Below are 23577 nucleotides of genomic sequence, written 5' to 3'. Positions count from 1 at the left end.
CTTCATCTATTATAGCATTTTTAACGATAAACACCGTGTTTGATGACATCGATGTACTGATTCAACCGATTCAATAAAGGGTCGGGATGTTCCAATAATTCCTCTTCCTGACCTTTATATTGTTGCAGAATGGACCGATTGAATTGCTCCATCACCGTCATGACATATTCCAATACAAAGGGTACAGTGAGACCTTCACGTAAATCAGACTCATTCAAGTAGGCGAACAAAAGCGCTTGATTCTGCTCAATCGCCTGTTGTTGAATCTCTTTGAACAAAGCTGCGATTTCAGCTTCAATCTCTTTAGGTGTATCCAGGAAGGACTTCAATAACACGTGATACTCATCGGGATACCTTGAAAATGTCTCCATCTTCATGATCGCCGTTTTCTTGATGCGTTCGAAGAAATCCTCCTCTTGTAGGTCTTTTAATCGTTCATAAATCTGAACATGCACGATATCAGCTGATTGCTTCAAAAGATACAAATACAAACCTTTTTTATTCTTGAAGTAATGGAAAAGCAAGCCTTTCGAGATTCCTGCTTTTTCCGTTATCTTGTTCGTTGAAGTGTTTTCATATCCGTTCGTTGCAAACTCTGCCATGCACGTTTTGATGATTTGTTGTTTCTTCTCTTCTGGTAAATTCTCGAATGTACGGTTCATTGGGAACCTCCCACTTTAGACGGCGATATCTTTTTTACGGTAATACAAGTACGTACTGATTGTACAGATGATCATTATTGATAACATGATCGCTAGGTATAGTCCCTTAATGGATTCATTCGTAATGATATCTGCTGCATCCACATATACGAATGGACTCATGTATTTCAAGTTCTCGAGTTTATCCGAAACGCTTGAAATCACCTGCAGAAAATAGGTGATGAAAACCAATCCTACCGTAATCGATAGAATCTGACGTCCTTTTCTAAAAATACTTGATAATAGGAATGCGATGGATGCAAAAGTTAAATGCAAGAGAATTGGAGCGATTGACATCAACACGAATGGGTAAAATTCAAACGTGCCATCATCAACGAGCATGAACCCTGTTAAATTGATCAATGAAACAAACAAGTTGAACAAAACGACATTGACGATGATAACGAGCATTTTTTGGGTAACGAGAGACGTTCTAGAAATCGGTTTGGATAGAAGGAATTCAATCGTCTTCTCTCCTTCTTCTTTCGCTAGCATATTTCCAGCCAAGAGAACGACATAAATGCTACCGATCAAAGTAATAAGCATATAACCTTCAATCGCATAGAATCCTAATACAGTTCCCAAACTCAACTGATCCATATTGAATGCTTTTTTGATTCCTTCAGGATAGGCTTCTAATAATGCTTCCAGATTGCCCTGTTGTTTGGCGAAGTCAGGATAGATCTGCATCATCAAGAAGACTAAGCCTCCAAGGATGACCGACCAGATCAATAATGATTTGAAATTCCATTTCAATTCTTGCTTAAAGATCATCTTCCATCCCTCCATTCTCCGTTTCATAGAAATGCATGAAAATTTCATCCAGTGAGGGTTCTTCTATTACAACGTCTCGATAATCTTCTTTACTTAATGCATTGATCAGTTCATGTATATCGCCTCTGAACAGAATCGTCAACGTAAGACCAAGTTGTTCTTGTTGGATGATACCATCTACATTTAAATTCAGGGTTTGACCTTCTGAAAGGAGGATGCTCACTTTCTTGAACTGATTTTTCGTCAGATTTTCAATCGTATCGTTCGCAATCAATTTCCCTTCTTTAATGATGGCTACACGGTCGCACATTTTTTGTACTTCACTTAAGATGTGCGATGAAAAGAAGATGGTTACTCCCTTCTTCTTTTCTTCCATCAACAGATCAAAGAAGGTATGCTGCATTAATGGATCGAGGCCGCCAGTAGGTTCATCCATGATCAGGAGTCGCGGTTCATGTATTAAGGCTTGAACAATTCCTACTTTTTTACGGTTACCGAATGAAAGATCCTCGAATTTTTTATGAACGTCTAAATCCAAACGCTCTGTCAGTTCATTCATTCGTTTTTTATACGATTTATTTTGATAAAACCCTGCAGAATAATGAAGGAGATCTTTCACCTTCATGTTTTCATAGAAATGGACTTCTGAAGGCAGATATCCCACTTCTTGTTTAATGGCCATCGATTGAGTCACAATGTCTTTCCCGAAAATCTTTGCTGATCCACTCGTTGGAAAGATGAAGTTCAACAACGTACGGATCGTCGTACTTTTCCCTGCACCATTCGGACCTATGAAACCATAGACCTCTCCTTCTTCCACACTGAATGTTAGATCCGAGACGGCTTGATGTTTTCCATAGTACTTCGTGAGATGATCCATCTCAATAACCTTCATTTCAAGACCCCCTTCAATTGATTGACCACCTAGTCAATATTAAGTATATACCGATTTGACCATGTGGTCAATAACCACATAAAGAGAAAAGGCTGTCCAAAAATGGTTTCCCATTTCAGACAGCCTCCTACGCTTTTACCCTTTATATGAGATGTCGGAATCTTGGATCGTACCCGATTCTTTTGCATCTGTAAGAAGTTGTAAAGCTGCTTTTAACACCGCTTTTTGTTGATCGATGTTCTTCGGTTGACCAACAGGGCTTCCGAAAGGAAACCTGGAATACAGTGAACGAGCAGGCTTTACAATCTCGGCGATCTCTTTTGCCATAGTCAAAGTAACCGTCGGAATATCGTGTTCCTCAATTGTACGTGCGACCAGACCGGCCGTCTGTTGACAGATTGGTCAGGACGGTACCAGAATAGCAAAATCCACTTGTTGCAGCTGTAATTTTTCAGCTACTTCCTTTGCAGTCACCGTTTTGAGAGGATGTGGAATTGGAACGTAACCCATGAATGAATAATGGACATCCGCTACTGATCCGATAGAACCTTCTTCACTTAGGTGTTTTAACATTTCTAGCGGGAATACCACATTGCGGTCTTCGTTCGCCTTCGAGTGATCATAATGCTCATGGGCGATGGAAAGTTGATCATAGTCCACATCATGTCGTATTTCTCTGTACGAAGGGTCTCCCAAACCATAATGGTCTTGAAAAGGAGGTTGTCCTTTCACATAAATGCCACCCGTTGTAATGATGACCCCTTTAGCTTCTTCAATCGGCTTGTTCAATGTTGCAAAAGCACCGGGCTCATTCCGCTCATACTTGAACGAAGGTACCCAGCGTTCCTGAACCGCTTTTTCCACTTTCTCGATCACACGATCACCTCTTCAAATTGTAGGTTGCAAGAAAAGTATTCCCAATGGCGTGCCGACCATAACTTATTTAAGTTTAAAAATCGAAATTGTCCGGATCTGGACCGAACCGTTCATTCTCATTCAATTGGTCGATCTTTTTCATTTCATCATCCGTAAGTATAAAGTCGAACAGCTCGGAATTTTCGCGGATCCTTGATGGATTTACGGATTTAGGAATGGTGATGATGTTATGTTGCAAGTCCCAACGAAGGATGACTTGTGCTGGTGACTTCCCATACTTCTCACCAATCTCTTTTAATGTTGGATGATCCAGTAATTTACCATGCATGAGCGGAGACCATGCTTCCACCAAGATGTTTTCCTTGTCGCAGAAAGCGCGTACGTCTTTTTGGGTCAATTTCGGGTGGAATTCGATCTGGTTGACCATCGGCTTGATGTTCGCATCTTTTATCAAATCCTCTAAGTGATGTACATTGAAGTTACATACGCCAATTGCTTTCGCACGCCCATCTTCATAAAGTTTCTCCATCGCTTTCCATGTATCATTATACTTACCTTCTACAGGCCAATGAATCAAATAGAGATCGACATAGTCGAGTCCTAATTTTTCAAGGCTTTCATCAAACGCTTTCAAAGTGCTTTCGTATCCTTGATCTTTGTTCCATACTTTTGTCGTGATGAACAGTTCTTCACGAGGAACATTCGCATCCTTGATTGCTTGACCTACACCTTCCTCGTTTTTATAAATGGCAGCTGTATCAATGCTACGGTATCCAACTTCTAAAGCAGTCTTAACAGAATCAATGACTTCAGAGCCTTCTTCGACCTTGAATACACCGAACCCTAAGCGCGGCATTTCAATTCCATTATGTAATTGTACTGTGTCTTGGATTTTCGTAATCAACATGGATCACTCCTTTAATGGATATATCGCAATTATATGGGAAATTCAAAAAAGGTGTAAGCGATTTGCTTACACCTCTTTATTGGATGGAACGGTGTAACTTTAGAAGTCGGTCAACGATAAATGAAATCGTATTGTCGTCTTTTACGTACTGGAAGTGTGATAACGGAGTCCAGCTCGTGAGGAGATTGCCAGTATTGAATTCAAGATCTTCGACCACCGCTTGTTCATAAGCTTTATTGAGTGTTTTCAGAGGATACCCGAGTACATCATCCTTATCAAAAATATTCCACCATCCTCCTTTTGCATCCGGAAAGTGCCTCTGAAACGGCTTGGCTGGCACTTGAATCGGTCTGTTGAAGTCAGCATAACGTAAACTCCATAATGCAAGAGGAGAGCCCAAAGATATGAAAGCTGACAGTGTTTCACCTTTCATAAGAGGCGTTGCGTCACGAAGCCAATTACGTACATATGGCAATTGATCTTTTTCTTTCTGGAGGTCATAGAAGAAATTACTTGTAATGACTGTCCCCAGACTGTGACCGACTACAACAAGTGGTGCTTGATCCCCGACCTGCTCATTCAAACGCTTCAATGCATGAAAATATACTTCATGGACCCGTTCATAGTTTTGGAACTGATCACTGGTCGGTTGATAAGCGATCGCATCTCCTAAAAATTCAATGATAAATTTACGCAAAGTACTGAAATCAAGTTGTCCTCCTTTATTCAGGGCTTCCCACAACTCTTTTTCACGATCATTGAAAACGGTCGCCCAGTAGATAGGTATAAACGCAAAGTCATCAATGGAAAGGTCGTATTTATCCTTTTTCGCCTTTTCGATGATTTGCTCTTTCAAGCGTGTAATGAGGATTTCAGCAAAATCTTCTTTCTGAATACCAGCTCCATGTATGACTGCAATGCCAATCTTTTGATTCATGGAATCACCTCTCTCGTTTCTTCTCCGTTTTTCCTAGTTGGAATCCATCGAACAACCTTCCACCATGTGGCTCTAAAATGGTGTCTGCTAGGTCGATGATCTTGCTGTCATCATTCGTTTTATAGTACTGATCAAATGCGTTCATGAACGTGTTCGCAAAGCCTTTATCATAGTGTTTCAAAGCGCGATAAGACCATTTCGAGCTGCCGACCCATCTCCCATTCGTCCAAAGTAGAAATTCTTGTAGACGATCGGCCAACGTATTGACGATGAATATTTGTTCGAATCGATCTGGACGACCGATCAAATCATCAAGTAGATCCGTAATAAAATACCTCTTCATGTTGATCGTTTCTTGACTCCAAGGTGTCGGTCCTTTTTCAAGAAGCCCTTTCGCCTCTGCCTTTATTGCTTGTAGGACTCCTTTATCTTGAATGACGACTCCTTCTGCAACCATCCTTGGCATAGAAGGAGTACCTCTGTCACAATCCGATTGAAAATACTGCTGATAAGAGGAGAGGTTATGTACGAATATTTCAACTGGCCAACCTTGAAATATGAATGATCGGCGGTAAGAGGCGAGAATGCTATCATCAAAAATGACCACGTCCAGGTCAGATGACGGTGTGGCTTCACCTCGGACAACACTTCCTGCCAGTAAGGCACCTTGGCAATTTGAATAATGTGTATCAATCAGTTTTTGTGCAGTTTCTAATGGCGATAATCGATCCATGAATGTATACGCTCACTTTCATTGGAAATGTTTTTACATTTCATTTGTAATGTCCCTTTTCACTCCCTTCCTTTCGACAATCATCAAATCAATCCCTCCTGACCATGCTTAAGATCATAGTAGTCGACATCTCGTTATGGAATCTTTCTGTGTGGATGAAAATAAAAAAACCCTAGAGAAATGTTTTTTCATCTGGGGTCATTTTTCAACTACTTTTTCTAGATTGAATACCTTTCGATAAATCCAATACGCCCCTCCCGACGGAAACACGATCAAAATCCAACCTTTGGGTGTTATTCATCAGGAGATTGTAGATTTCCCTTTCGGTCAACCTTCTTCTTAATTGGGATTCATATCCTTGGATCAGTAATGCCGCTGCACCGGCTACATGAGGTGTTGCCATAGATGTACCGGAGGATCTAGCGTATTTACTGTTAATGTATGTGGATGTGATGTTCACTCCTGGAGCTACTAGATCAATTTCATCATTCGTGTTGGTAAAACCAGCTGGGTACAATTTCTCATCAATTGCTCCAACGCAAACGACTTCAGGGTAATACCCTGGATATGTTCGTTCAAAAGAATATGCCCGTCCATCCCCAAGATTTCCAGCTGCGCACACGACCAGTATATTTTTTGCGACTGCCCTTTTGACAGCTGCATGGAGTCTGGGATCATCAGCTGGTCCACCAAGCGACATGGAAATGACCCGAACTCTTTCTCGGTTCGGTCCCCTCCAATTGATGGCATAATGGACACCACGGATCAAATTCTCATAAGAGCTTGCGCCGCTTGCGGGTATGACTTTCAAGACCAATAATTGGGCTTCTGGTGCAACACCTGCGACCCCGAATCCGTTCAAGTTGGCTGCAATTGTTCCAGCTACATGGGTACCATGGAAGTGGTTGTCGGAATAGTCCGTTGGATCGCCACCATGATCGGAAGTAAAGTTACGACCGCCGATGATTCGGCCTTGGAGATCTGGATGATCTGGCTGACATCCTGTATCCAATACCGCTATAGTAACTCCTTTTCCTCTATATCCAAGATCCCACATCTTTCTGGCGTTGATCATATCAACACCATAAGGTACTTCCCGTCGTAAAACGTTTGAATTCACCATTTGAGAGGGGAACCAATGTAGATCTGACATCTTTAATCTCCTTTACACTCAAATCACTTTGCTCATATACCTATTAGATTCAAGTGAAAGGAAAACGGTATGGTGTCTTGTCCATAGAACAGGAAAAAGGGGCTGAATCCTTTTTGGATCAACCCCTTTGTAAATCAAAGGTCTTTTGCTAACCTAAGACCGCTGAATTGCCATCTCTTATCCGGATGGAAGAAATTCCGATATGTCAGTCTCATATGAGTGGAATGGGTGGCACAAGAACCTCCTCTTAATACCATCTGATTACACATGAATTTTGCATTATATTCCCCTAATGTTCCTTCCAAAGGTTTAGACCTCGGATATGGAACATACGGGCTTGAGGTCCACTCCCAAACGTCTCCGAACGTTTTCATCATACGATTACTTTGATCGTTGTATTCTGCTGTGGGATGATAGTAACCTTGATCGGCAAAGTTTCCTTCAACATTCTGATTCTTCATAGCATGCTCCCATTCCGTTTCAGTCGGAAGCCTGTACCCTGCCCATCGTGCGAACGCATCTGCTTCATAAAAGCTGATGTGTGTAACAGGTTCGTCTTCATCCACCTTTTGCATACCTGATAGTGTGAACAAATACCATTCCCCATCTTTTTTCTCCCAATATAACGGGGCTTCCCATTGTTCCTCTTTTACAATCGACCATCCTTCAGATAGCCAATATTCAGGCTTTTCATAGCCGCCCTCTTCCATAAAGGAAATGTATTCGCCATTTGTAACGGGCCTGTTCGCTAAGGCAAAGCTGTCCAGCCAGGATTTATGGATTGGTCGCTCATTGTCGAATGAAAATCCTTCATCTTCACAATGACCCGTTGCAACGATCCCCTCCTCAAAACTTACCCATTCCAGTGTGGGCGCAACCGTTTTTGAATTGGGAATGGGCTGTTGATAGACTGGCTTCAAAGGATTGATGGAGAAATTATACTTGATGTCTGTAACGAGTAACTCTTGATGCTGTTGTTCATGCTGCAATCCGATCTCAAGCAACGGTTGGATCCGATCACAGGTATCCGTATCACATCCTTCAAGTAAGCGGGTCATCTGTTCATCGACATAATCGCGGTATTGGAAGATCTCATTCACAGACGGTCTAGCCAATAAACCTCTCGCATGCCTTGGATACGGCTTCCCGTGAGTCTCATAATAAGAATTGAACAAGTAATCATATGTATCATTGAACCTTGTAAAGCTCTCTAAATATGGAACAAGGATGAAGGTCTCGAAAAACCAGGTCGTGTGGGCAAGATGCCACTTTGGCGGACTCACATCAGGGATCGCCTGGATGACGAAATCTTCAATTTCCAATGGAGAAACGATTTGCTTGGAGAAACCTCGAATTTGTTTATACTGCTGTAAGAGCTTGGTTGTTTGATGATTTATGACAGACATTTCGCTCTCTCCTCTCAAATGTACTACACAAAATATACTCTTCTTTTCCCTGATCTAGAATCCTGCAAACAACTGAAAAACGAAAGAAGCTGAACCTGTTTGGCTCAGCTTCAATTTATCGTTCGTTTTTTTCGTCTTCTTGTTTTTGTAAGTCGATCGGTTCATCTCTGGCGAATTCTTCGCGAGCAATTTTCGATCCTTTCGGTGGTCGATTGATGGTTCCCTGACGCTTATGCTCAAAGTTTTTGCCTCTTCCCATAGGACGGGCACCTCCTTGGAGAAATTAGGTGGTCATATTAACAGGTTGCCCATAGAACAACTGTTTTATCATCCCATCAAACGGAAACAGCTGACATCTTAGAACTCATCAAATAGTCGTGTACTTCTTTCGCAGCTTCCTGTCCTTCACGGATCGCCCATACGACAAGACTTTGACCTCTTCGGGCATCACCAGCTGCAAATACGCCATCTACACTCGTCTTATAAGTTGTTTTTTCCGTCCAGACGAGCCCTCGTTCCGTCGCTTTCAAGTTGAAATGGTCCAAGATTTCTTTTTCCGGTCCTGTAAACCCGATTGCAATCAATACGAGCTGTGCGTCCCAGTCTTTTTCAGTACCTGGGATTTCAACCGTCACAAGTTCACCGTTCTTGTTTTCCTTCTTGACTTGCATCGTCCGTAATGATGATACTTTTCCGTCTGCTCCCCCTTTGAACGATTGGGTCAAAATTTCATATTTACGAGGATCGTTTTTGAATTGTTGATGAGCTTCTTCATACGCATATTCCAAGGAAAAGGTCATTGGCGTATGCGGCCATGGATTATCTTCAGCCCGTTCTTTTGGAAGTTCAGGATGCTTTCCGAACTGGACAACACTTTTACATTTCTGGCGTAATGCGGTTGCAACGCAGTCTGCACCTGTATCTCCTCCGCCAATGACAATGACGTCTTTCCCTTCTGCTGAAATGCTCGGTTCGGTTTTCGAATTCAATGATTTCGTCGATTCCGTCAGGTACTCCATAGCAAAATGAATGCCTTCACTTTCGCGTTCTTCTATCGGTATATCACGCGGTTGTTGAGCCCCTGTACAGATTACGACGGCGTCAAATTCCTTCTGTAACTCTTCCCGGCTGACATCCACTCCTATTTCTGTGTTCAACCTGAACTCGATCCCTTCTTTTTCAAGAAGATCAATTCGTCGTTCAATCGTCCTCTTTTCCAATTTCATGTTCGGAATCCCGTACATGAGGAGACCGCCAGGACGGTCTTCTCTTTCAAAGATCGTAACCAGATGTCCGGCTTTATTCAGTTCGTCAGCAGCGGTCAATCCTGCAGGACCTGAACCAATGACGGCAACTCGTTTCCCTGTACGGGAAGAAGGAGGTTCAGGTTGAATCCATCCATTATCAAACCCGCGCTCAATGATTTCGTTTTCGATTGATTTGATCGTCACAGGGTCATCGTTGATACCGAGCACGCACGATCCTTCACACGGAGCAGGGCACACCCGACCTGTGAATTCAGGAAAGTTGTTCGTCAACTCCAGACGATCTAAAGCTTGCTTCCATTTCCCTTGGTGCACCAGCTCGTTCCACTCTGGGATCAGATTGTTGATTGGACAGCCGATCGAGGATCTGCCCCACTCCATACCTGTATGGCAGAAAGGGGTTCCGCAATCCATGCATCTGGCACCTTGTTGTTTCAAATCTTTCTCGTCATGACGTTCTGTATATTCATTCCAATCATTGATCCGCTTTTTCGGATTTCGCTCTTCATTGTCTTTCCGAGCATATTCTAAAAATCCCTTTGGATTACCCATGATGAGCTCCCTCCTTATTTGGTCAATGTTTCTGTGCCATTTGAAGCTTTCTTTCTCCGGTCATCATCTTGTTGGAGTTTCCGTTTATACTCCTCCGGGATGATTTTGACAAATTGGCTCACAGCTTCCTGCCAATGGTTGAGAATGTACCTTGCCCGGGCACTTCCGGTATATTGGACATGCTTTTGAAGCATTTGTTTGATGTGTTGGCTCTCTTCATAATCCTCCAGGTCTTCAAAAAGGACCATCTCTGGATTACATCGGGCTTTGACAGATTTTCGATCAGTAGTCCAAATATACGAAATGCCTCCTGACATTCCAGCTGCAAAGTTTTTACCGATAGAGCCGAGTACGATGACTCTGCCTCCAGTCATATACTCGCATCCATTATCGCCTAAGCCTTCAACGACAGCATGAGCACCGCTGTTCCGTACGGCAAAACGTTCACCAGCTGCTCCGTTGATGTATACCTGACCGGATGTTGCACCAAATAAGGCGACATTTCCAATCACCACTTCCTCCATTTGTTGGAACGTGCTTGCACGAGGAGGTGCGATGATGATTTTACCTCCAGATAATCCTTTTCCTACATAATCATTTGCATCCCCAATAACTTTCAAAGTGATTCCTTTCGGAACAAATGCTCCAAAACTTTGCCCTGCAGATCCTTCAAAGGTAAGATTGACTGTATCCTCTGGTAAGCCTTTCGCACCGTGTTTTTCAGTCACAGCATAGCCGAGTCTCGTACCTACAGCGCGGTCCGTGTTCCGGATCGGTGACTTGACGAACACCGGCTTGTGATTCAATAAGCTTTGCTCCACTTTAGGAATCAGATGTGCCTCATCCAAGTGGTTCTCGTTATATTCAGTACGATATGGTCTTTTTTTCGTTTTCCAAGCATGGTCCGTTTGCAATAATAGCGGATTGAAATCCAAGTGCTGCGCTTTCGGATGTTCCAGTGCTTTATCATTCACTTTCAGCAGTTCTGTTCTACCGATCAATTCGTCGAGAGACCTCACTCCGAGTTGTGCCATTAATTCTCGGATTTCCTCTGCGATGAAGCGCATATAATTGACGACATGATCCGCTTGACCTAGGAACTTCTTTCGTAGTTCGGGGTTTTGAGTTGCAATTCCCACTGGGCAAGTATCCAAATGACATGCTCGCATCAGAATACATCCAAGTACGACGAGCGGAGCCGTTGAAAACCCATACTCTTCTGCTCCGAACATTGCGGCTTTCAAGACATCTGCACCTGTCATCAACTTTCCGTCTGTTTCGAGCACGACTTTATCTCGCAAATTATTCAGGATTAATGTTTGATGGGCCTCTGCTAAACCGAGCTCCCAAGGTAAACCAGCATGACGGATGCTCGTTTTTGGAGATGCACCTGTACCACCTTCATATCCACTGATCAGAATGACATCGGCTTTTCCTTTTGCCACTCCAGCTGCAATCGTTCCTACACCTGTCTTGGCAACCAATTTGACGCTGATGCGTGCTTTCGGGTTCGCATGCTTCAAGTCATAAATCAGCTGAGCAAGGTCTTCAATGGAATAAATGTCGTGGTGTGGTGGAGGTGAAATCAAACCGACTCCAGGTGTTGATCCTCGAACCTCTGCAATCCACGGGTGTACTTTTTTACCCGGAAGGTGCCCACCTTCTCCAGGCTTTGCCCCTTGAGCCATTTTGATCTGGATTTCTTCAGCACTCGAGAGGTAATGGCTGTTTACGCCGAAACGTCCAGAAGCCACCTGTTTGATGGCACTCTTTCTGCTGTCACCATTAGCGTCAGGAATGAAACGGTCCGGGTCTTCCCCGCCTTCACCGCTATTACTTTTACCTCCGATCCGGTTCATGGCGACTGCGAGAATTTCATGTGCTTCCTTACTCAATGAACCGTAAGACATTGCTCCAGTCTTGAACCGTTTCCAGATTGCCTCGACCGGCTCAACTTCATCTAACGGTATCGGTTGAACATCGTTGGTATTGAAATCGAATAGATCTCGCAAATAGGTCACTTTCTCCGTGTTAACAAGCTCGGAAAACTTTTTATATAACTCTTTGTCGTTCGTTCGACAAGCGTGCTGGAGTGTATGGATCGTTTTCGGATTGAAAGAGTGATGTTCTCCCGTACTTCTCCATTGCATATCTCCGCCTGCTTCAAGAGTTGGATTCAAAGTGAAGTAAGCCGTATGGTGGCGTTTGATCGATTCGTCCGCAATCGTAGTGAGATCGATTCCGCCTAACTTTGAAGAAGTCCCTTTAAAGTATTTTGAAATGACGGATTCTGAAATCCCGATCGCTTCGAATGTTTGAGCTCCACGATAACTTTGAATCGTGGAAATCCCCATCTTGGACATGACTTTCACGATCCCTGAAGTAGCGGCATCTCTGAAACGATCAACGGCTTCCATGTAGTCGTAATCGGTCACATGTTCCTGATCAATCAAGCTTTGGATCGTTCGATAGGCGAGATACGGATACACCATGTCTGCACCAAAACCGATCAACACCGAAAATTGGTGAACATCTCTTGCTTCTGCCGTTTCCATAATGATGCTCGCCTTCGTACGTAATCCTTTTTCCACTAAGTAGTGATGGAGTCCACTTACGATGAGTAACGATGGAATCGGAACTCGATTCTCATCCATTTTTCGATCGGATAAAACGATCAAGGAAACACCTTGGCGTATCGACCTTTCGACTTGTTTAAACACGTTTTCCAGCGCTGATTCCATCGTTGCACTTTCACCTGTGAAGCACGTCGAGATTTTCGTTGATCGGAAATCATTCCGCCCGTTATGGATGATCTCTTCGAACTCCTCTTTTTTCAATATAGGTGTATATAACCGGATTCGTTTACAATGTTGCGGACCTTCATCCAGCACATTCGCTTTCGCACCAATGTAAGAAGTTGTTGAGGTGATCGCTTTTTCCCGGATGGCATCGATCGGTGGATTGGTCACCTGAGCAAACAGCTGTTTGAAATAATTGAACAATAGCTGTGGTCTGTCAGATAGCACCGCTAGTGGCGTGTCATTCCCCATCGACCCAATCGGATCCTTCTTTTCATTCACCATTGGCAATATATTTTTCATGATCTCTTCATTTGTATATCCGTGTGCAAGCTGATAGGTCAAAAGCTCGCCTTCAATCATTTTTTCAAAGCGAGGGCCATCATTTTGTGCATGCAAGCTGACAAGAGACTCGTTCAGCCATTTGCGATAAGGATATTGCGTCGCAATCTCACGCTTAACATCTTCATTTAGAAGCACTTCGTTTTTCTCAAGGTCGATCAGAATCATTTCTCCAGGAGCCAATCGTCCTTTCTTCACGACTTTATCTGGCTCGACATCCAACACACCTACTTCTGAAGAAAAGATGATGGTATTATCATCCGTCAAATAGTAGCGTGCCGGTCGTAGTCCGTTCCGGTCGATGGAAGCTCCGATCTGCTTGCCATTCGTATATGCAAGTGCTGTCGGTCCATCCCACGGCTCCATGATGCAACTCATATACTCGAAACAAGCTCGTTCCGGATCCGTCATCTGGTCGTTGAAATCCCAAGCTTCGGGAACCATCAACATGGCGGTGTGCGCCAACGAACGGCCATTCATGACAAGGTACTCGAAGGTCTGATCGAGCATTCCAGAATCGCTGGAATCTTCAGACACAACAGGGAGCAAGTCATCATGGCGTTTCCCATAGACCGTGGAAACAGCCGCAGACTCACGGGTTTTCATCCAATTCACATTCCCTGTAATCGTATTGATCTCCCCGTTGTGCATGAGCATGCGGTTCGGATGAGCTCGTTCCCATGACGGAAACGTATTCGTACTGTAACGGGAGTGGACCATACCGAACATGGAGGTCGTCACTGGATTCGCTAAATCCAAATAAAACTGATCCAGCTGATACGACGTTAGCATTCCTTTATATACGATTGCATCTGGGGATAAGCTCGCAATGTAAAATGGACCTTTCCCGATATTGTCCAAATCCATAACACGCTTTTCGATCACCCTTCGAATCAAATACAAGGATTGATTGAACTTTTCGCTCGTAAAAATGTCATCCGGTTTACGAATGAACATTTGTCGGATGTATGGCATCGTTTCTTTCGCGGATGAGGTGACAATCGTTTCATCTACAGGGACCGTTCTCCAGCCGATGAAGTGGTGTCCCTCTTCATTCACAGTACGCTCAATCGTTTCTTCGATCTGTTGGCGCAAAGACTCCTTTTGAGGTAAAAAAACCATCCCTACTGCATAATCGCCTTGTTTCGGGAGGGTTTCATTCCATGTTTTACGGAAAAGTTGATCCGGCATTTGTATCATGATGCCTGCCCCGTCTCCGGAGTCAGGGTCAGCTCCTTGCCCGCCTCTATGTTCCAGCCGGCATAGGATCGTCAATGCATCCTTAATGGTTTTATGAGTCGAAGTCCCGTCGACTTGCGCAACGAAACCGATACCACAAGCGTCACTTTCATATTTGGGATCGTATAAACCTTGCTTCTCTGGTAGTCCTGTTCGAATCATCCTATCACCCCATAGCGCTTATATTTTTTAAAAAGGAATACCCCTAAACTTGAAAGAGTACTCCTCTAATCGTTCGAAAATTTCTGACAAAAGGTTAGTTTAAATGTTATGGGTTTTCTGTTATGCTTTCAATATATAAATTAGATTGAATTGATCTCATTTTGAGATTAAGCGCTTACAAGGGTTGATATAATGGAACTGAGACAAATCAGGTATTTTATAAAAGTTGCGGAAATAGAGCATGTCAGTGAAGCAGCAGCCGAATTGCACGTTGCACAATCTGCGGTCAGCCGACAAATCGCAAACTTAGAAGAGGAACTCGGGGTGAAACTCTTTTTCCGTGAAGGACGAAACATCCGTTTGACCCCAGTTGGGAGGATCTTTTTGGAGCGTGCTCAGTTGGCCGTATTGGAAATCGAGAAAGCGAAACAGGAAGTGTATGAGTTCTTGAACCCTGAAACAGGGACAATTCGGCTCGGTTTTCCGAACAGCTTAGCTGCGAAGACATTGCCATCCGTCATCTCCGCCTTTCGGAAAGAACACCCGCAAATCGGCTTTCAGCTCCGTCAGGGCACTGTGAGCGAGTTGACGACCGCCGTCATCCAGGGGCATATTGATCTTGCATTCGTCTCCCCGGTTCCTGGAAAACAGGATGACGTGAAGGGGCATATCTTTTTTACCGAGAAAATCATGGCATTGTTGCCTGAGCAGCATTCACTGGCAGGTGAGCTTCATTTGAGACTTAGCCAGTTGAAGCACGATCCGTTTGTCATGTTCCGGCAAGGATATGTACTGAGGGATTTAGTAATGAGAGCTTGTCAGCAGGTCGGCTTCAACCCACGTATTGCGTTTGAAGGAGAAGATGTGGACACGATCAAAGGGCTCGTATCTGCTGGACTTGGCGTGAGCTTACTCCCTGAGATCACCTTACATGAGCGACCGGATCGAGATACTGTGGCGATTGAGGTCATCGAACCGAATGTCAAAAGAACGGTCGGTATCATCATTCCGCAAAACCGGGAACTCGCCCCATCCGAGAAGATTTTCTTCCAGTTCTTAAAGGAATTCTATGAAAAGCTGAACCGATTCGGACAATGAAAGAAAGCTCAGAGCGTTTGCGCTTTGAGCTTTTACCTTATTTAGATGTGGTAGATGCGTTCTATCCTTCATTTTGGGATTTTGCCGTTTTGAAGGATAGAAAACACCTCTTTCTATCCTTCATTTTGGGATTTCGCTGATTTGAAGGATAGAAAGCCCCTCTTTCTATCCTCCATTTTGGGGTTTTGCTGATTTGAAGGATAGAAAGCACCTCTTTCTATCCTCCATTTTGAGATTTTGCTGATTTGAAGGATAGAAAGCACCTCTTTCTATCCTTCATTTTGGGATCTCGCTGATTTGAAGGATAGAAAGCCCCTCTTTCTATCCTCCATTTTGGGATTTGCAGATTTGAAGGATAGAAAGCCATTCTCATACACCGCTACCCATTACATGCACGATTCTATTGAATTCGATAGTACGCTTGGACCTAGTTTGTTGGTAATTGAGTTAGATAACCTAACTTGAACGAACACGTTTTTCATTTCAGCTGTAATTAAACCAATTCGACCAGCCCAAGTGGGTGCATCGTCTTCTGGTGTTGGATAAAGAGTGAAACGCCAGCTGATTTCTTCTGGTATGTAAGCGAATCCTTCGTACCGATCGTAATCACCAAAGAAAGCTGGATCTGGTAAATGTACTGCTAGAATGCTTATATTTGTTCTGGCAAAGCTCGGGGGATTCAATTGCACTTTATAGATTAAAGCACTACCCATAGCATTTTTCAGATGATCTGGTTCGTTTGGTTTCAATACCATGGAACAAGGCATTGATAAGGCTATAGCTTCTAATGGAAACAAGAATATACTCAATAACAGGACGATGACAATGAATCGTTTCATGGAGACCTCACTCACAACTATGTCTTTCCTCTATTGTTGCCTGCTACTTTCAAATATTTATTACAACCAATCCCGGATATTCACATAGATCAACGTGATGATCATCAGGCCGATGAATCCGATCCAAATGTAACCTATGATGCGGATTGGTTTAGGCAGTCCCTTCATATTGATGCGACCAACATTTCTGGTCGGATAACCTTCGATGCGTCCGAGGTGATCCAACGCACTGTTGATTGGTCGCGAGGCAGAACCTTTCCGTCTGTGGTACTCCAATCGTTTCTCCGTTCTTTTTCTCACTTTTTCAAGTTCTTTTTCCATTCGTTCTCTCCACTCCTACAATTCCACTTCATATTTACAATGCTGACCAAATTTGTTTTTGACTTCCTTTAAAGGATAACGCTTCTGATAATAAGCATTTAAACTTTCATTGCTTGCTAAACAATCGAAGCGCATCGTATTCAGTCCAGACTCTCTTACATAGTCTTCTGACCAGTCGAGGATTTGGTTCCCTAAACCTTCCCCTGCAAAATCTCGATGTACAACGACTCTATGTAAGTAAACGACAGGATCATTCGCTTCATCTTCCCACATATCAAAATCCCACTCACTTGGTTTTAATTCCAGTGTAGCGGTCGCGATCGGTCGTTCCTTTTCGTAAAAAAGAAACGTACTCCCATTTCGGATAGAGTCCTTTACCTCTTGCGTGTTGCCTTCCAAGTCGTTCAGGTAATAGTCCCATTGGGTCGTACCCTTCGTTTGGATCCATTCAGCTGCGTTAACCAACAGATCCAATACTGTATTGATATCTTCCATCGTCGCTGTTTTTACTTTCATATTTTCCCCTACGTATGCATTCACTTGAACGCCTCCTTATATGAACCTGTCTACAACTTCCATTATGCACTCTCCATTTCCTTCCAATGATTATAATTCTATGGTACTCGATATCTCTACCCCGTTCAGCGCTTGTGTAGCCAGTTTATCCGCTTCCTGATTCTTTTTCCGGGAGAGGAGCTCATACTCAGGTTGAAGTCCAAGCCGATTCAGTTTTTGATCAATACGATCCGCCCATCTGGTCAACTCTTCTTCAAAGCAGGCCCACTCTCCATTCAGCTGATTGATGACCACTTGTGAGTCCCCTACGATTCTAATAGGCAAATGATGCACTCCTAAATTTTCAAGTTCTTTCAACGCTAGATGAAGCGCAGCATATTCGGCCTCATTATTGGATTGGAGCTCATCGACACTTGCATTCTTCCGTAGCCGAAAAGACTTTCCGCTTTGGTCATAATAGATCACACAACCCAAACCGGATCGCCGGGATTCTAACTCATATCCTCCATCAAAATACACCTTTATATTGTGCGGTTCCGTTTCGATTCCTTTTAAAAATTCCTTTAATTCCTTTACCGACCATGTAGAATCTTGAGAGTCGATGAACGAAAGGTTCTTCACCCGTCCTGTCCGTTCTAAGTCCTCTGCCATTTTTATCGCTTTGTCCGCGTTCATCTCATCGGATTGGAAAAGGGTTTCTAGACCCTTTGGCGTTCGGTATGTAAAATCAATTCGTACGTTCATGTTGAAGCCTCCTTCGAACCTATTCTTCCCTACATAAACAAAAAATTCCTTCATGTATGTGGATGAATATTTTACAATGAAAAGGAAGGAGAGAAACGTTATGCCAGATTGGTCTTATCACACATTTTTTAAACCGTTGTTATTCAACTTGAAACCTGCTAAAGCCCGTTCTATAACCCTTAATATGATGAACACCCTTATTTCGATTCCTTATGGATATCGGATCATCGAATTTTTTGGCCATATGGCTTCATCCCCTGCCATCCGCAAAAACGTATGTGGTGTAGAAGTGGAAAGTCCTGTTGGTTTAAGTGGCCAGGTGGATCCTAAGCTTCAAGGGATTTCAGCACTTTCGAACCTAGGATTCGGTTACATTGAAGTCGGTCCAATTACAATTGACCCTGTTCATGAACCAGAGATCAAACTTCATCAGGAGTACAACACGATAGAGTACAGTCACCTACAAGAAAACACAGGTTTCACTCATGTTGAAGAAGTATTGTCCAACAGAAAACTGAAGATACCTGTACTATTCCGTATTGGAGAAGCCTCTCTTCAAGATACTCTGAAAATCATACATAAGCTGAAGAAATATGCTGATTGGTTTGTGCTTGATACATCCTTCCATGCGGAAACGTTAGCTGAGATAAAAGAAGCTGCGGGTAAACCTATTCTAGTAAATGTAGAGAAACAACATGAGATTGATCATTCCATCGAATGGATCGATGGATTTTACATCCCAGAAGGAAAAAAGGTTGAACAATCTAATCATGTAGGGCCTCTTGAATTGGATCATCATTTGGAAAGGATTCATCAACTACAATCCTATGAAAAATCGATTATCGTTTCAGGTGGGATCCATGAACCTGCTGATGCTATTACCTTAATGGGAGCTGGAGCAGACTTGGTTCAAATACATAGTGGATTCATTTTTTCGGGTCCAGGTCTACCGAAACGGATCAATGAAGCTTTAACATATGAAGTGAAACAGAAACAGCCAACCCAACCTGGATGGTTGGCGAGTTTTCTCATGGGACTTGGGGTCTTCATTGCGGGTATCATCGCCACTTTTGTCGGTTTGACGGATGTCATTCTTTCGCCTGATGAGCGATTTCTCGGCATGACGAAACAAGAAATTCAGCATTTCAGTGATCATCTATTCAAATTCATGTCTCATGATCGCATCAGTCTTGCGGGGGTCATGATTTCGGCTGGTTTCTTGTATATGATGCTCGCTTATCATGGCATCCGGAATGGATCACATTGGGCAAGAAAGGTATTTTACATAGCCGCGACACTTGGTTTTTTGAACTTCTTTTATTTTATCGGTTTCGGATATCTGGATCCGATTCACTTGCTATACAATGGGCTCATTCTACCTTTTTTCCTCTACGGATTTATTAAAACACGGAACATGCCTTTGGGAAGTGAAGGAAGCAATACACGAAATACAACAGCCTGGAGGAAGAGTCAATTTGGACAAACGATGTTCATCATTCTCGGAGGAGCTTTCTTGACGGCTGGAATTGTCATTTCTTACATCGGGATGACGGACGTTTTTGTAAAAGAAGATCTCGGATTTCTGGAACTTGATCCTGAACACATCCATGATCATAATCAACAGTTCATATCGTTGATTGCTCATGATCGCGCTGGCTTTGGTGGAGCTTTGATATCGGCAGGGATTATGATTGCACTGATTGCGATGTGGGGATACCGTGAAGGTGAGGAATGGATTTGGTGGACGTTGACACTCGGAGGTATTCCTGGCTTTGCAGCTGGTATCGGCATTCACTATCATATCGGTTATGTGGATCAATACCATCTAGCACCTGCCTATTTTGCAGTCTTACTATATGTTCTAGGTGTGGTCTATTCTTACCCGTACTTAATGAAACGCTAAAATAGCGCTCGACAAGAGCGCTATTTTCATGCGGTGAAATAAGGTAAGTAATAGATGAACGTCACTACACCACTTGTAACCAGGTAGACGATCGTTCCAACCATGAAGGAATTGAGCGTTACCGTAAAAGGTTTGGACACACCAGTACTAACCCCCGTAGTCCCTTTGATGGTTGCATTCAGTATATTTGTAGATTGATTGTGATTCAGAAGAATCATCCAAACCACTCCAAAAACGAGCAACCCACTAAGAAAAATGGTTTCCATGTAACTCCACCCTACTAACCTTGAAAATAACCAAGCAATACCTGCGTTCCCTAGGATCGATGCTGTAAAATACAAGAACTTCATGAAACCCCACCTTCTATGTATCGTTAGTCATACTTACGTATGAGAAGGACGAAGGTTTCAAATATTTTACATAATATCCCTGCAAGTTTTTATCTCGTACTCTTTTCCCAACTTCATTCCTCGCTACGCCTATATAATAGAAGGAAGTGTCGTTTTTTAATCCTAGTCACTTCTCGCTTCCCAATTGATGACGACATTGCCCACTTTATGTCCCTCATCTACGTAACGATGAGCCTCCGCAATCTGTTCTTTTGTATATTTTCTGTCGATTACTGCTTTGATTTTCCCTTCTTCAATAAGCTCTTTCAGATATTTGAGATCTCCTGGATCTTCCCCCGCAATACCACTTATGATTTTTTTCTTACCGAATTTCGATGTGATGAGGATTTGTGCAACTTCTCGATAGTCGACGACTGCTGTAACGTACAAGCCTTTCTCTTGCAATGATTTTTTGCTCCTAGAGAAAGGCGACTTCCCTAACGTATCAAAAATCAGATCGTATTTTTCACCGTTCTTCGTGTAATCTTCGTTTTTATAATCGATCACATGATCTGCTCCTAATGATTTCACTAGTTCAACATTTCTAGTACTGCACACTCCTGTAACTTCTGCTCCAAAAAGTTTCGCCAGTTGAATGGCATATGTCCCTACACTGCCGGAAGCCCCGTAGATCAAGACCTTTTGGCCAGCTTGGATTTTACCTTTTCGAAGGAAATCAAGTGCCGACACGGCTCCAAAGGGAACGGACGCTGCTTCTTCGTATGACATGCTGGAAGGTTTCAATGAAAGTGACCCAGCTTCTCTTACGCTGATATACTCCGCATAAGTGCCTTTTCCACAGAATCCATATACCTGGTCACCTTTACAGAACTGTGTGACGTCCTTCCCCACTTCTTCAATTTGACCGGAGAAATCCATTCCAAGTATGTTCTTTCTCGGTCTTCTGATTCCAAGCGCCATTTTTGAAATCGGCCATAATGGTAAGGTCTTACGATTGCCGTTCCGGATTCTTGAATCTCCTGAACTGACCGTGGTGGCATGGACCCTGATCAGCACTTCGTTCTCCTGAAGCTCAGGTTTTTCCAGTTCATGCATTTCCAAAACGTCTGGTGGTCCATAGCGATTACACAAGACAGCTTTCATCGATCTTCCTCCCCTTACATGTGTCCATTACGAAAATATAATATGGGAAATTTCTCTATCAAATCACTATTTCCTTCTTTTATCTTGTGTGACATTAAGCTGCTGTAAAGTTTCTGCAAGTGACGTGACCATTGATCAACAGCTGGATATATAAAAAACTGTGGATTTTCTCCACAGTTTTTTACTTTCTCATAAAATGGATCGTCATCCATTCGTCGTTTATATGCTTTTCTACAGCTTCATAACCATATCGCTCAAAGTAGTCCAACAGTTTTCCATGACTCCACTCAACTACACCAGAAATGAGGAAATGTTCAACTTCGTTTTTGAAAAAAAACTGTTGTTCTAGAATTTGAATCGTCTCCTCCGTACCAATATTGATAAAGACCCAATCCAACTTCCCGTAACTTTCCGGCTTTTCATTGATGAGGTCTTTTTGCTGTACTTCGATTCGTTCCACACCATTCAATTCAGCATTCGCATACACTTCTCTTTCACTTGGTTGAATGTCTATCGCAATCATTTTTTCAGCATTCTTCTTCGCTGCTGCTATGCTCAGTATACCGGACCCCGTTCCGATATCCATGACGCTTTGTGAAGTCAAATCATTATGAAGCAATACACGCAAGCAATCACGAGTCGTGACGTGTGCTCCCGTACCGAAGCCTCCCATTGATTCTAGGAGAATCTGCTTTTTACCTGGAGTTGGATCGTGCTGAGGTGTGACAATCTCCCACTCCTCATCCACTTCTATTCGCGGAATGGGCTGCTGCCACTCTTGCAATTCATAAGGTTCATTTTTAATCTGACCAGTGTCATGATCCAGAAGTCGAGCGAGTTTCTTCGTCGTATCGGACGCATTTTCTGTTGGGATGATCACATGTAAATCAACGTCCTGATCTTCTGTTACCTCATAATCATAGCCGTTTTCATTTCGAGACACTTCAATCGGTTGATCGTAAAAGGCATTGTAATAACCCTCGATAGCAAGTTTTTCAATCGCTTCCTCTACCGTTGGAAAAGGTAATCGGATGATAAATTCATATTCCATAATCCGTTCGTCCTCCTACACTTGTATGTATATCTTGGGATTTGGCTAGAATGGATACTAAAAAGGTGATTCACTATGGAATTATACCGCATCTTTTATACGTTTCGCACGAGGGATCTTAACTTCATCACCATTACAGGAATGGATATGATCAACCGGAAGCTTTTTTCCGTGCTCGTCTATTCTCCCGACGACTCAATTGATCTCCTACATTCCCTGACTCGGGATCTTCCCGAGCCATTGTACGATCTGATTCTGGAAGAAAAAGCAAAGATTGACCTGGGTTATTATGACTTGGCTACCTGGGAAAGGAACGTCATCCACTAGGATGATGTTCTTTTTTATGACATATAAAAAAGCCCTCTCTCTAATCCGCGTCAGGAATAGTACTTCGAAAGGACTTCTACACATTCAACCCTCGTCTTTTGACAGCTTGATCAAGGAGACGACTTTCTTATGGATTTCTCGTTCTGACAACTTCTTACTTGCATGTTGATTTTCCAGTTCCATTATTTTCATGAAGATTTTCTTATCCGGTGAAACCGTTACTTCCATTTCTGGGTATTTTGAATCCATTTTCTTCTTTACTTTCTTTTCAATGCCTTCTATTTGGAAGCGATCGATATTTGTCACTTTGATAGCCACCAACAGTTTATCTTTGGAATGGATGATTTCTACATCTTCGACACCTTTCATATCAATTACTTCTTTCTCAATGGATGTCGATTCATTCGTCGATAACTCTTGTGTCGAAATCGTATTCTTCATATCTGTTTGTGGTTCGTCTTTACATCCTGTTAAAAAGATAAGGGCTGTAATGGTAAGTACTGATCCTTGTAAAATGATCCTTTTCATAACATCTCACCTTTCTC

24 protein-coding genes are annotated in these 23577 nt (G+C 42.9%); 3 read left to right on the top strand and 21 right to left on the bottom strand.

The annotated features are described in order from the left end of the window. Positions 1–20 precede the first annotated feature (20 nt). The 13 genes from ACSVDE_RS06855 to gltB form a co-directional block, all read right to left on the bottom strand. The gene (locus ACSVDE_RS06855) at positions 21–662 is read right to left on the bottom strand and encodes a TetR/AcrR family transcriptional regulator (protein WP_439300185.1); all 642 of its coding nucleotides are present in this window, start codon (positions 660–662) and stop codon (positions 21–23) included. 15 nt (positions 663–677) lie between these two features. Further along, positions 678–1475: an ABC transporter permease subunit gene (locus tag ACSVDE_RS06850; RefSeq protein ID WP_439300184.1), complete on the bottom strand. Its 798-nt coding sequence runs from the start codon at positions 1473–1475 to the stop codon at positions 678–680. Then, positions 1465–2370 carry an ATP-binding cassette domain-containing protein gene (locus ACSVDE_RS06845; protein WP_439300183.1) on the bottom strand — a complete coding sequence of 302 codons (906 nt, stop codon included), beginning with the start codon at positions 2368–2370 and terminating at the stop codon, positions 1465–1467. The genes ACSVDE_RS06850 and ACSVDE_RS06845 overlap by 11 nt, the downstream gene beginning before the upstream one ends. 135 nt (positions 2371–2505) lie before the next feature. Next, positions 2506–2697, bottom strand: a complete 192-nt coding sequence (locus ACSVDE_RS06840; protein ID WP_439300182.1) for a hypothetical protein — start codon at positions 2695–2697, stop codon at positions 2506–2508. 75 nt (positions 2698–2772) lie between these two features. Continuing rightward, the gene (locus tag ACSVDE_RS06835; RefSeq protein WP_439300181.1) at positions 2773–3246 is read right to left on the bottom strand and encodes a glycine/sarcosine/betaine reductase selenoprotein B family protein; all 474 of its coding nucleotides are present in this window, start codon (positions 3244–3246) and stop codon (positions 2773–2775) included. A gap of 73 nt (positions 3247–3319) precedes the next feature. Then, positions 3320–4153, bottom strand: a complete 834-nt coding sequence (locus ACSVDE_RS06830) for an aldo/keto reductase (RefSeq protein ID WP_439300180.1) — start codon at positions 4151–4153, stop codon at positions 3320–3322. A 76-nt stretch (positions 4154–4229) separates the two neighbouring features. Further along, a complete protein-coding gene (locus ACSVDE_RS06825) occupies positions 4230–5090 on the bottom strand; it encodes a lipase/acyltransferase domain-containing protein (RefSeq protein WP_439300179.1) in 861 nt (286 codons plus the stop codon). Between the two features lie 4 nt (positions 5091–5094). Further along, complete coding sequence (locus ACSVDE_RS06820; protein ID WP_439300178.1) at positions 5095–5823, bottom strand: nucleotidyltransferase domain-containing protein; 729 nt, start codon at positions 5821–5823, stop codon at positions 5095–5097. A 205-nt stretch (positions 5824–6028) separates the two neighbouring features. After that, positions 6029–6976, bottom strand: coding sequence for a S8 family peptidase (locus ACSVDE_RS06815; protein WP_439300177.1), 948 nt, complete (start codon positions 6974–6976; stop codon positions 6029–6031). 134 nt (positions 6977–7110) lie between these two features. After that, complete coding sequence (gene egtB / locus ACSVDE_RS06810; RefSeq protein WP_439300176.1) at positions 7111–8382, bottom strand: ergothioneine biosynthesis protein EgtB; 1272 nt, start codon at positions 8380–8382, stop codon at positions 7111–7113. 115 nt (positions 8383–8497) lie between these two features. Beyond that, positions 8498–8641, bottom strand: a complete 144-nt coding sequence (locus ACSVDE_RS06805) for a hypothetical protein (protein ID WP_226548700.1) — start codon at positions 8639–8641, stop codon at positions 8498–8500. Positions 8642–8717: 76 nt separating this feature from the next. Next, on the bottom strand, positions 8718–10199 hold the full coding sequence (locus ACSVDE_RS06800; protein WP_439300175.1) for a glutamate synthase subunit beta: 1482 nt from the start codon (positions 10197–10199) through the stop codon (positions 8718–8720). Positions 10200–10213: 14 nt separating this feature from the next. Beyond that, entirely contained in the window at positions 10214–14740 is a 4527-nt protein-coding gene (gltB, locus tag ACSVDE_RS06795) for a glutamate synthase large subunit (protein ID WP_439300174.1), read from the bottom strand. Positions 14741–14932: 192 nt separating this feature from the next. On the opposite strand from gltB, the gene ACSVDE_RS06790 reads away from it, so the two are divergent. Continuing rightward, complete coding sequence (locus tag ACSVDE_RS06790; RefSeq protein WP_439300173.1) at positions 14933–15838, top strand: LysR family transcriptional regulator; 906 nt, start codon at positions 14933–14935, stop codon at positions 15836–15838. Between the two features lie 386 nt (positions 15839–16224). Here the strand turns inward: ACSVDE_RS06790 and ACSVDE_RS06785 are convergent, their stop codons facing one another. From ACSVDE_RS06785 to ACSVDE_RS06770, 4 genes are all read right to left on the bottom strand, one after another. Then, positions 16225–16677 (bottom strand): hypothetical protein, encoded by a 453-nt coding sequence (locus ACSVDE_RS06785; RefSeq protein WP_439301945.1) that lies wholly within the window; start codon positions 16675–16677, stop codon positions 16225–16227. A gap of 60 nt (positions 16678–16737) precedes the next feature. Continuing rightward, the gene (locus ACSVDE_RS06780) at positions 16738–16998 is read right to left on the bottom strand and encodes a hypothetical protein (RefSeq protein ID WP_439300172.1); all 261 of its coding nucleotides are present in this window, start codon (positions 16996–16998) and stop codon (positions 16738–16740) included. Positions 16999–17013: 15 nt separating this feature from the next. Then, entirely contained in the window at positions 17014–17538 is a 525-nt protein-coding gene (locus ACSVDE_RS06775; protein WP_439300171.1) for a GNAT family N-acetyltransferase, read from the bottom strand. A gap of 66 nt (positions 17539–17604) precedes the next feature. Beyond that, entirely contained in the window at positions 17605–18258 is a 654-nt protein-coding gene (locus tag ACSVDE_RS06770; protein WP_439300170.1) for a ribonuclease H family protein, read from the bottom strand. Between the two features lie 100 nt (positions 18259–18358). On the opposite strand from ACSVDE_RS06770, the gene ACSVDE_RS06765 reads away from it, so the two are divergent. After that, the gene (locus ACSVDE_RS06765) at positions 18359–20161 is read left to right on the top strand and encodes a dihydroorotate dehydrogenase (RefSeq protein WP_439300169.1); all 1803 of its coding nucleotides are present in this window, start codon (positions 18359–18361) and stop codon (positions 20159–20161) included. Between the two features lie 26 nt (positions 20162–20187). On the opposite strand, the gene ACSVDE_RS06760 is transcribed toward ACSVDE_RS06765, so the two are convergent. The 3 genes from ACSVDE_RS06760 to ACSVDE_RS06750 all read right to left on the bottom strand — a co-directional run bounded on the left by ACSVDE_RS06760 (position 20188) and on the right by ACSVDE_RS06750 (position 22705). Further along, entirely contained in the window at positions 20188–20511 is a 324-nt protein-coding gene (locus tag ACSVDE_RS06760; protein WP_439300168.1) for a hypothetical protein, read from the bottom strand. A gap of 162 nt (positions 20512–20673) precedes the next feature. Then, complete coding sequence (locus tag ACSVDE_RS06755) at positions 20674–21654, bottom strand: NAD(P)-dependent alcohol dehydrogenase (protein WP_439300167.1); 981 nt, start codon at positions 21652–21654, stop codon at positions 20674–20676. 181 nt (positions 21655–21835) lie between these two features. Beyond that, the gene (locus ACSVDE_RS06750) at positions 21836–22705 is read right to left on the bottom strand and encodes a 50S ribosomal protein L11 methyltransferase (protein ID WP_439300166.1); all 870 of its coding nucleotides are present in this window, start codon (positions 22703–22705) and stop codon (positions 21836–21838) included. 75 nt (positions 22706–22780) lie between these two features. On the opposite strand from ACSVDE_RS06750, the gene ACSVDE_RS06745 reads away from it, so the two are divergent. Continuing rightward, positions 22781–23032, top strand: a complete 252-nt coding sequence (locus ACSVDE_RS06745; RefSeq protein WP_439300165.1) for a hypothetical protein — start codon at positions 22781–22783, stop codon at positions 23030–23032. An 84-nt stretch (positions 23033–23116) separates the two neighbouring features. On the opposite strand, the gene ACSVDE_RS06740 is transcribed toward ACSVDE_RS06745, so the two are convergent. Next, positions 23117–23560 carry a YhcN/YlaJ family sporulation lipoprotein gene (locus tag ACSVDE_RS06740; protein ID WP_439300164.1) on the bottom strand — a complete coding sequence of 148 codons (444 nt, stop codon included), beginning with the start codon at positions 23558–23560 and terminating at the stop codon, positions 23117–23119. Positions 23561–23577 lie beyond the last annotated feature (17 nt).

This window comes from Pseudalkalibacillus sp. Hm43, from assembly GCF_051842935.1.
In the GTDB taxonomy this organism is placed as follows: domain Bacteria; phylum Bacillota; class Bacilli; order Bacillales; family Fictibacillaceae; genus Pseudalkalibacillus.
Note: the sequence above shows the minus strand (reverse complement) of the source record. Positions and strands in the feature narration are given on the sequence as shown.

Coding starts and splice junctions, on each gene's coding strand:
- ACSVDE_RS06855 (WP_439300185.1), bottom strand. CDS start 662: ATGAACCGTACATTCGAGAATTTACCAGAAGAGAAGAAACAACAAATC.
- ACSVDE_RS06850 (WP_439300184.1), bottom strand. CDS start 1,475: ATGATCTTTAAGCAAGAATTGAAATGGAATTTCAAATCATTATTGATC.
- ACSVDE_RS06845 (WP_439300183.1), bottom strand. CDS start 2,370: ATGAAGGTTATTGAGATGGATCATCTCACGAAGTACTATGGAAAACAT.
- ACSVDE_RS06840 (WP_439300182.1), bottom strand. CDS start 2,697: ATGGCAAAAGAGATCGCCGAGATTGTAAAGCCTGCTCGTTCACTGTAT.
- ACSVDE_RS06830 (WP_439300180.1), bottom strand. CDS start 4,153: ATGTTGATTACGAAAATCCAAGACACAGTACAATTACATAATGGAATT.
- ACSVDE_RS06825 (WP_439300179.1), bottom strand. CDS start 5,090: ATGAATCAAAAGATTGGCATTGCAGTCATACATGGAGCTGGTATTCAG.
- ACSVDE_RS06820 (WP_439300178.1), bottom strand. CDS start 5,823: ATGGATCGATTATCGCCATTAGAAACTGCACAAAAACTGATTGATACA.
- ACSVDE_RS06815 (WP_439300177.1), bottom strand. CDS start 6,976: ATGTCAGATCTACATTGGTTCCCCTCTCAAATGGTGAATTCAAACGTT.
- egtB (WP_439300176.1), bottom strand. CDS start 8,382: ATGTCTGTCATAAATCATCAAACAACCAAGCTCTTACAGCAGTATAAA.
- ACSVDE_RS06805 (WP_226548700.1), bottom strand. CDS start 8,641: ATGGGAAGAGGCAAAAACTTTGAGCATAAGCGTCAGGGAACCATCAAT.
- ACSVDE_RS06800 (WP_439300175.1), bottom strand. CDS start 10,199: ATGGGTAATCCAAAGGGATTTTTAGAATATGCTCGGAAAGACAATGAA.
- gltB (WP_439300174.1), bottom strand. CDS start 14,740: ATGATTCGAACAGGACTACCAGAGAAGCAAGGTTTATACGATCCCAAA.
- ACSVDE_RS06790 (WP_439300173.1), top strand. CDS start 14,933: ATGGAACTGAGACAAATCAGGTATTTTATAAAAGTTGCGGAAATAGAG.
- ACSVDE_RS06785 (WP_439301945.1), bottom strand. CDS start 16,677: ATGAAACGATTCATTGTCATCGTCCTGTTATTGAGTATATTCTTGTTT.
- ACSVDE_RS06780 (WP_439300172.1), bottom strand. CDS start 16,998: ATGGAAAAAGAACTTGAAAAAGTGAGAAAAAGAACGGAGAAACGATTG.
- ACSVDE_RS06770 (WP_439300170.1), bottom strand. CDS start 18,258: ATGAACGTACGAATTGATTTTACATACCGAACGCCAAAGGGTCTAGAA.
- ACSVDE_RS06765 (WP_439300169.1), top strand. CDS start 18,359: ATGCCAGATTGGTCTTATCACACATTTTTTAAACCGTTGTTATTCAAC.
- ACSVDE_RS06760 (WP_439300168.1), bottom strand. CDS start 20,511: ATGAAGTTCTTGTATTTTACAGCATCGATCCTAGGGAACGCAGGTATT.
- ACSVDE_RS06755 (WP_439300167.1), bottom strand. CDS start 21,654: ATGAAAGCTGTCTTGTGTAATCGCTATGGACCACCAGACGTTTTGGAA.
- ACSVDE_RS06750 (WP_439300166.1), bottom strand. CDS start 22,705: ATGGAATATGAATTTATCATCCGATTACCTTTTCCAACGGTAGAGGAA.
- ACSVDE_RS06745 (WP_439300165.1), top strand. CDS start 22,781: ATGGAATTATACCGCATCTTTTATACGTTTCGCACGAGGGATCTTAAC.
- ACSVDE_RS06740 (WP_439300164.1), bottom strand. CDS start 23,560: ATGAAAAGGATCATTTTACAAGGATCAGTACTTACCATTACAGCCCTT.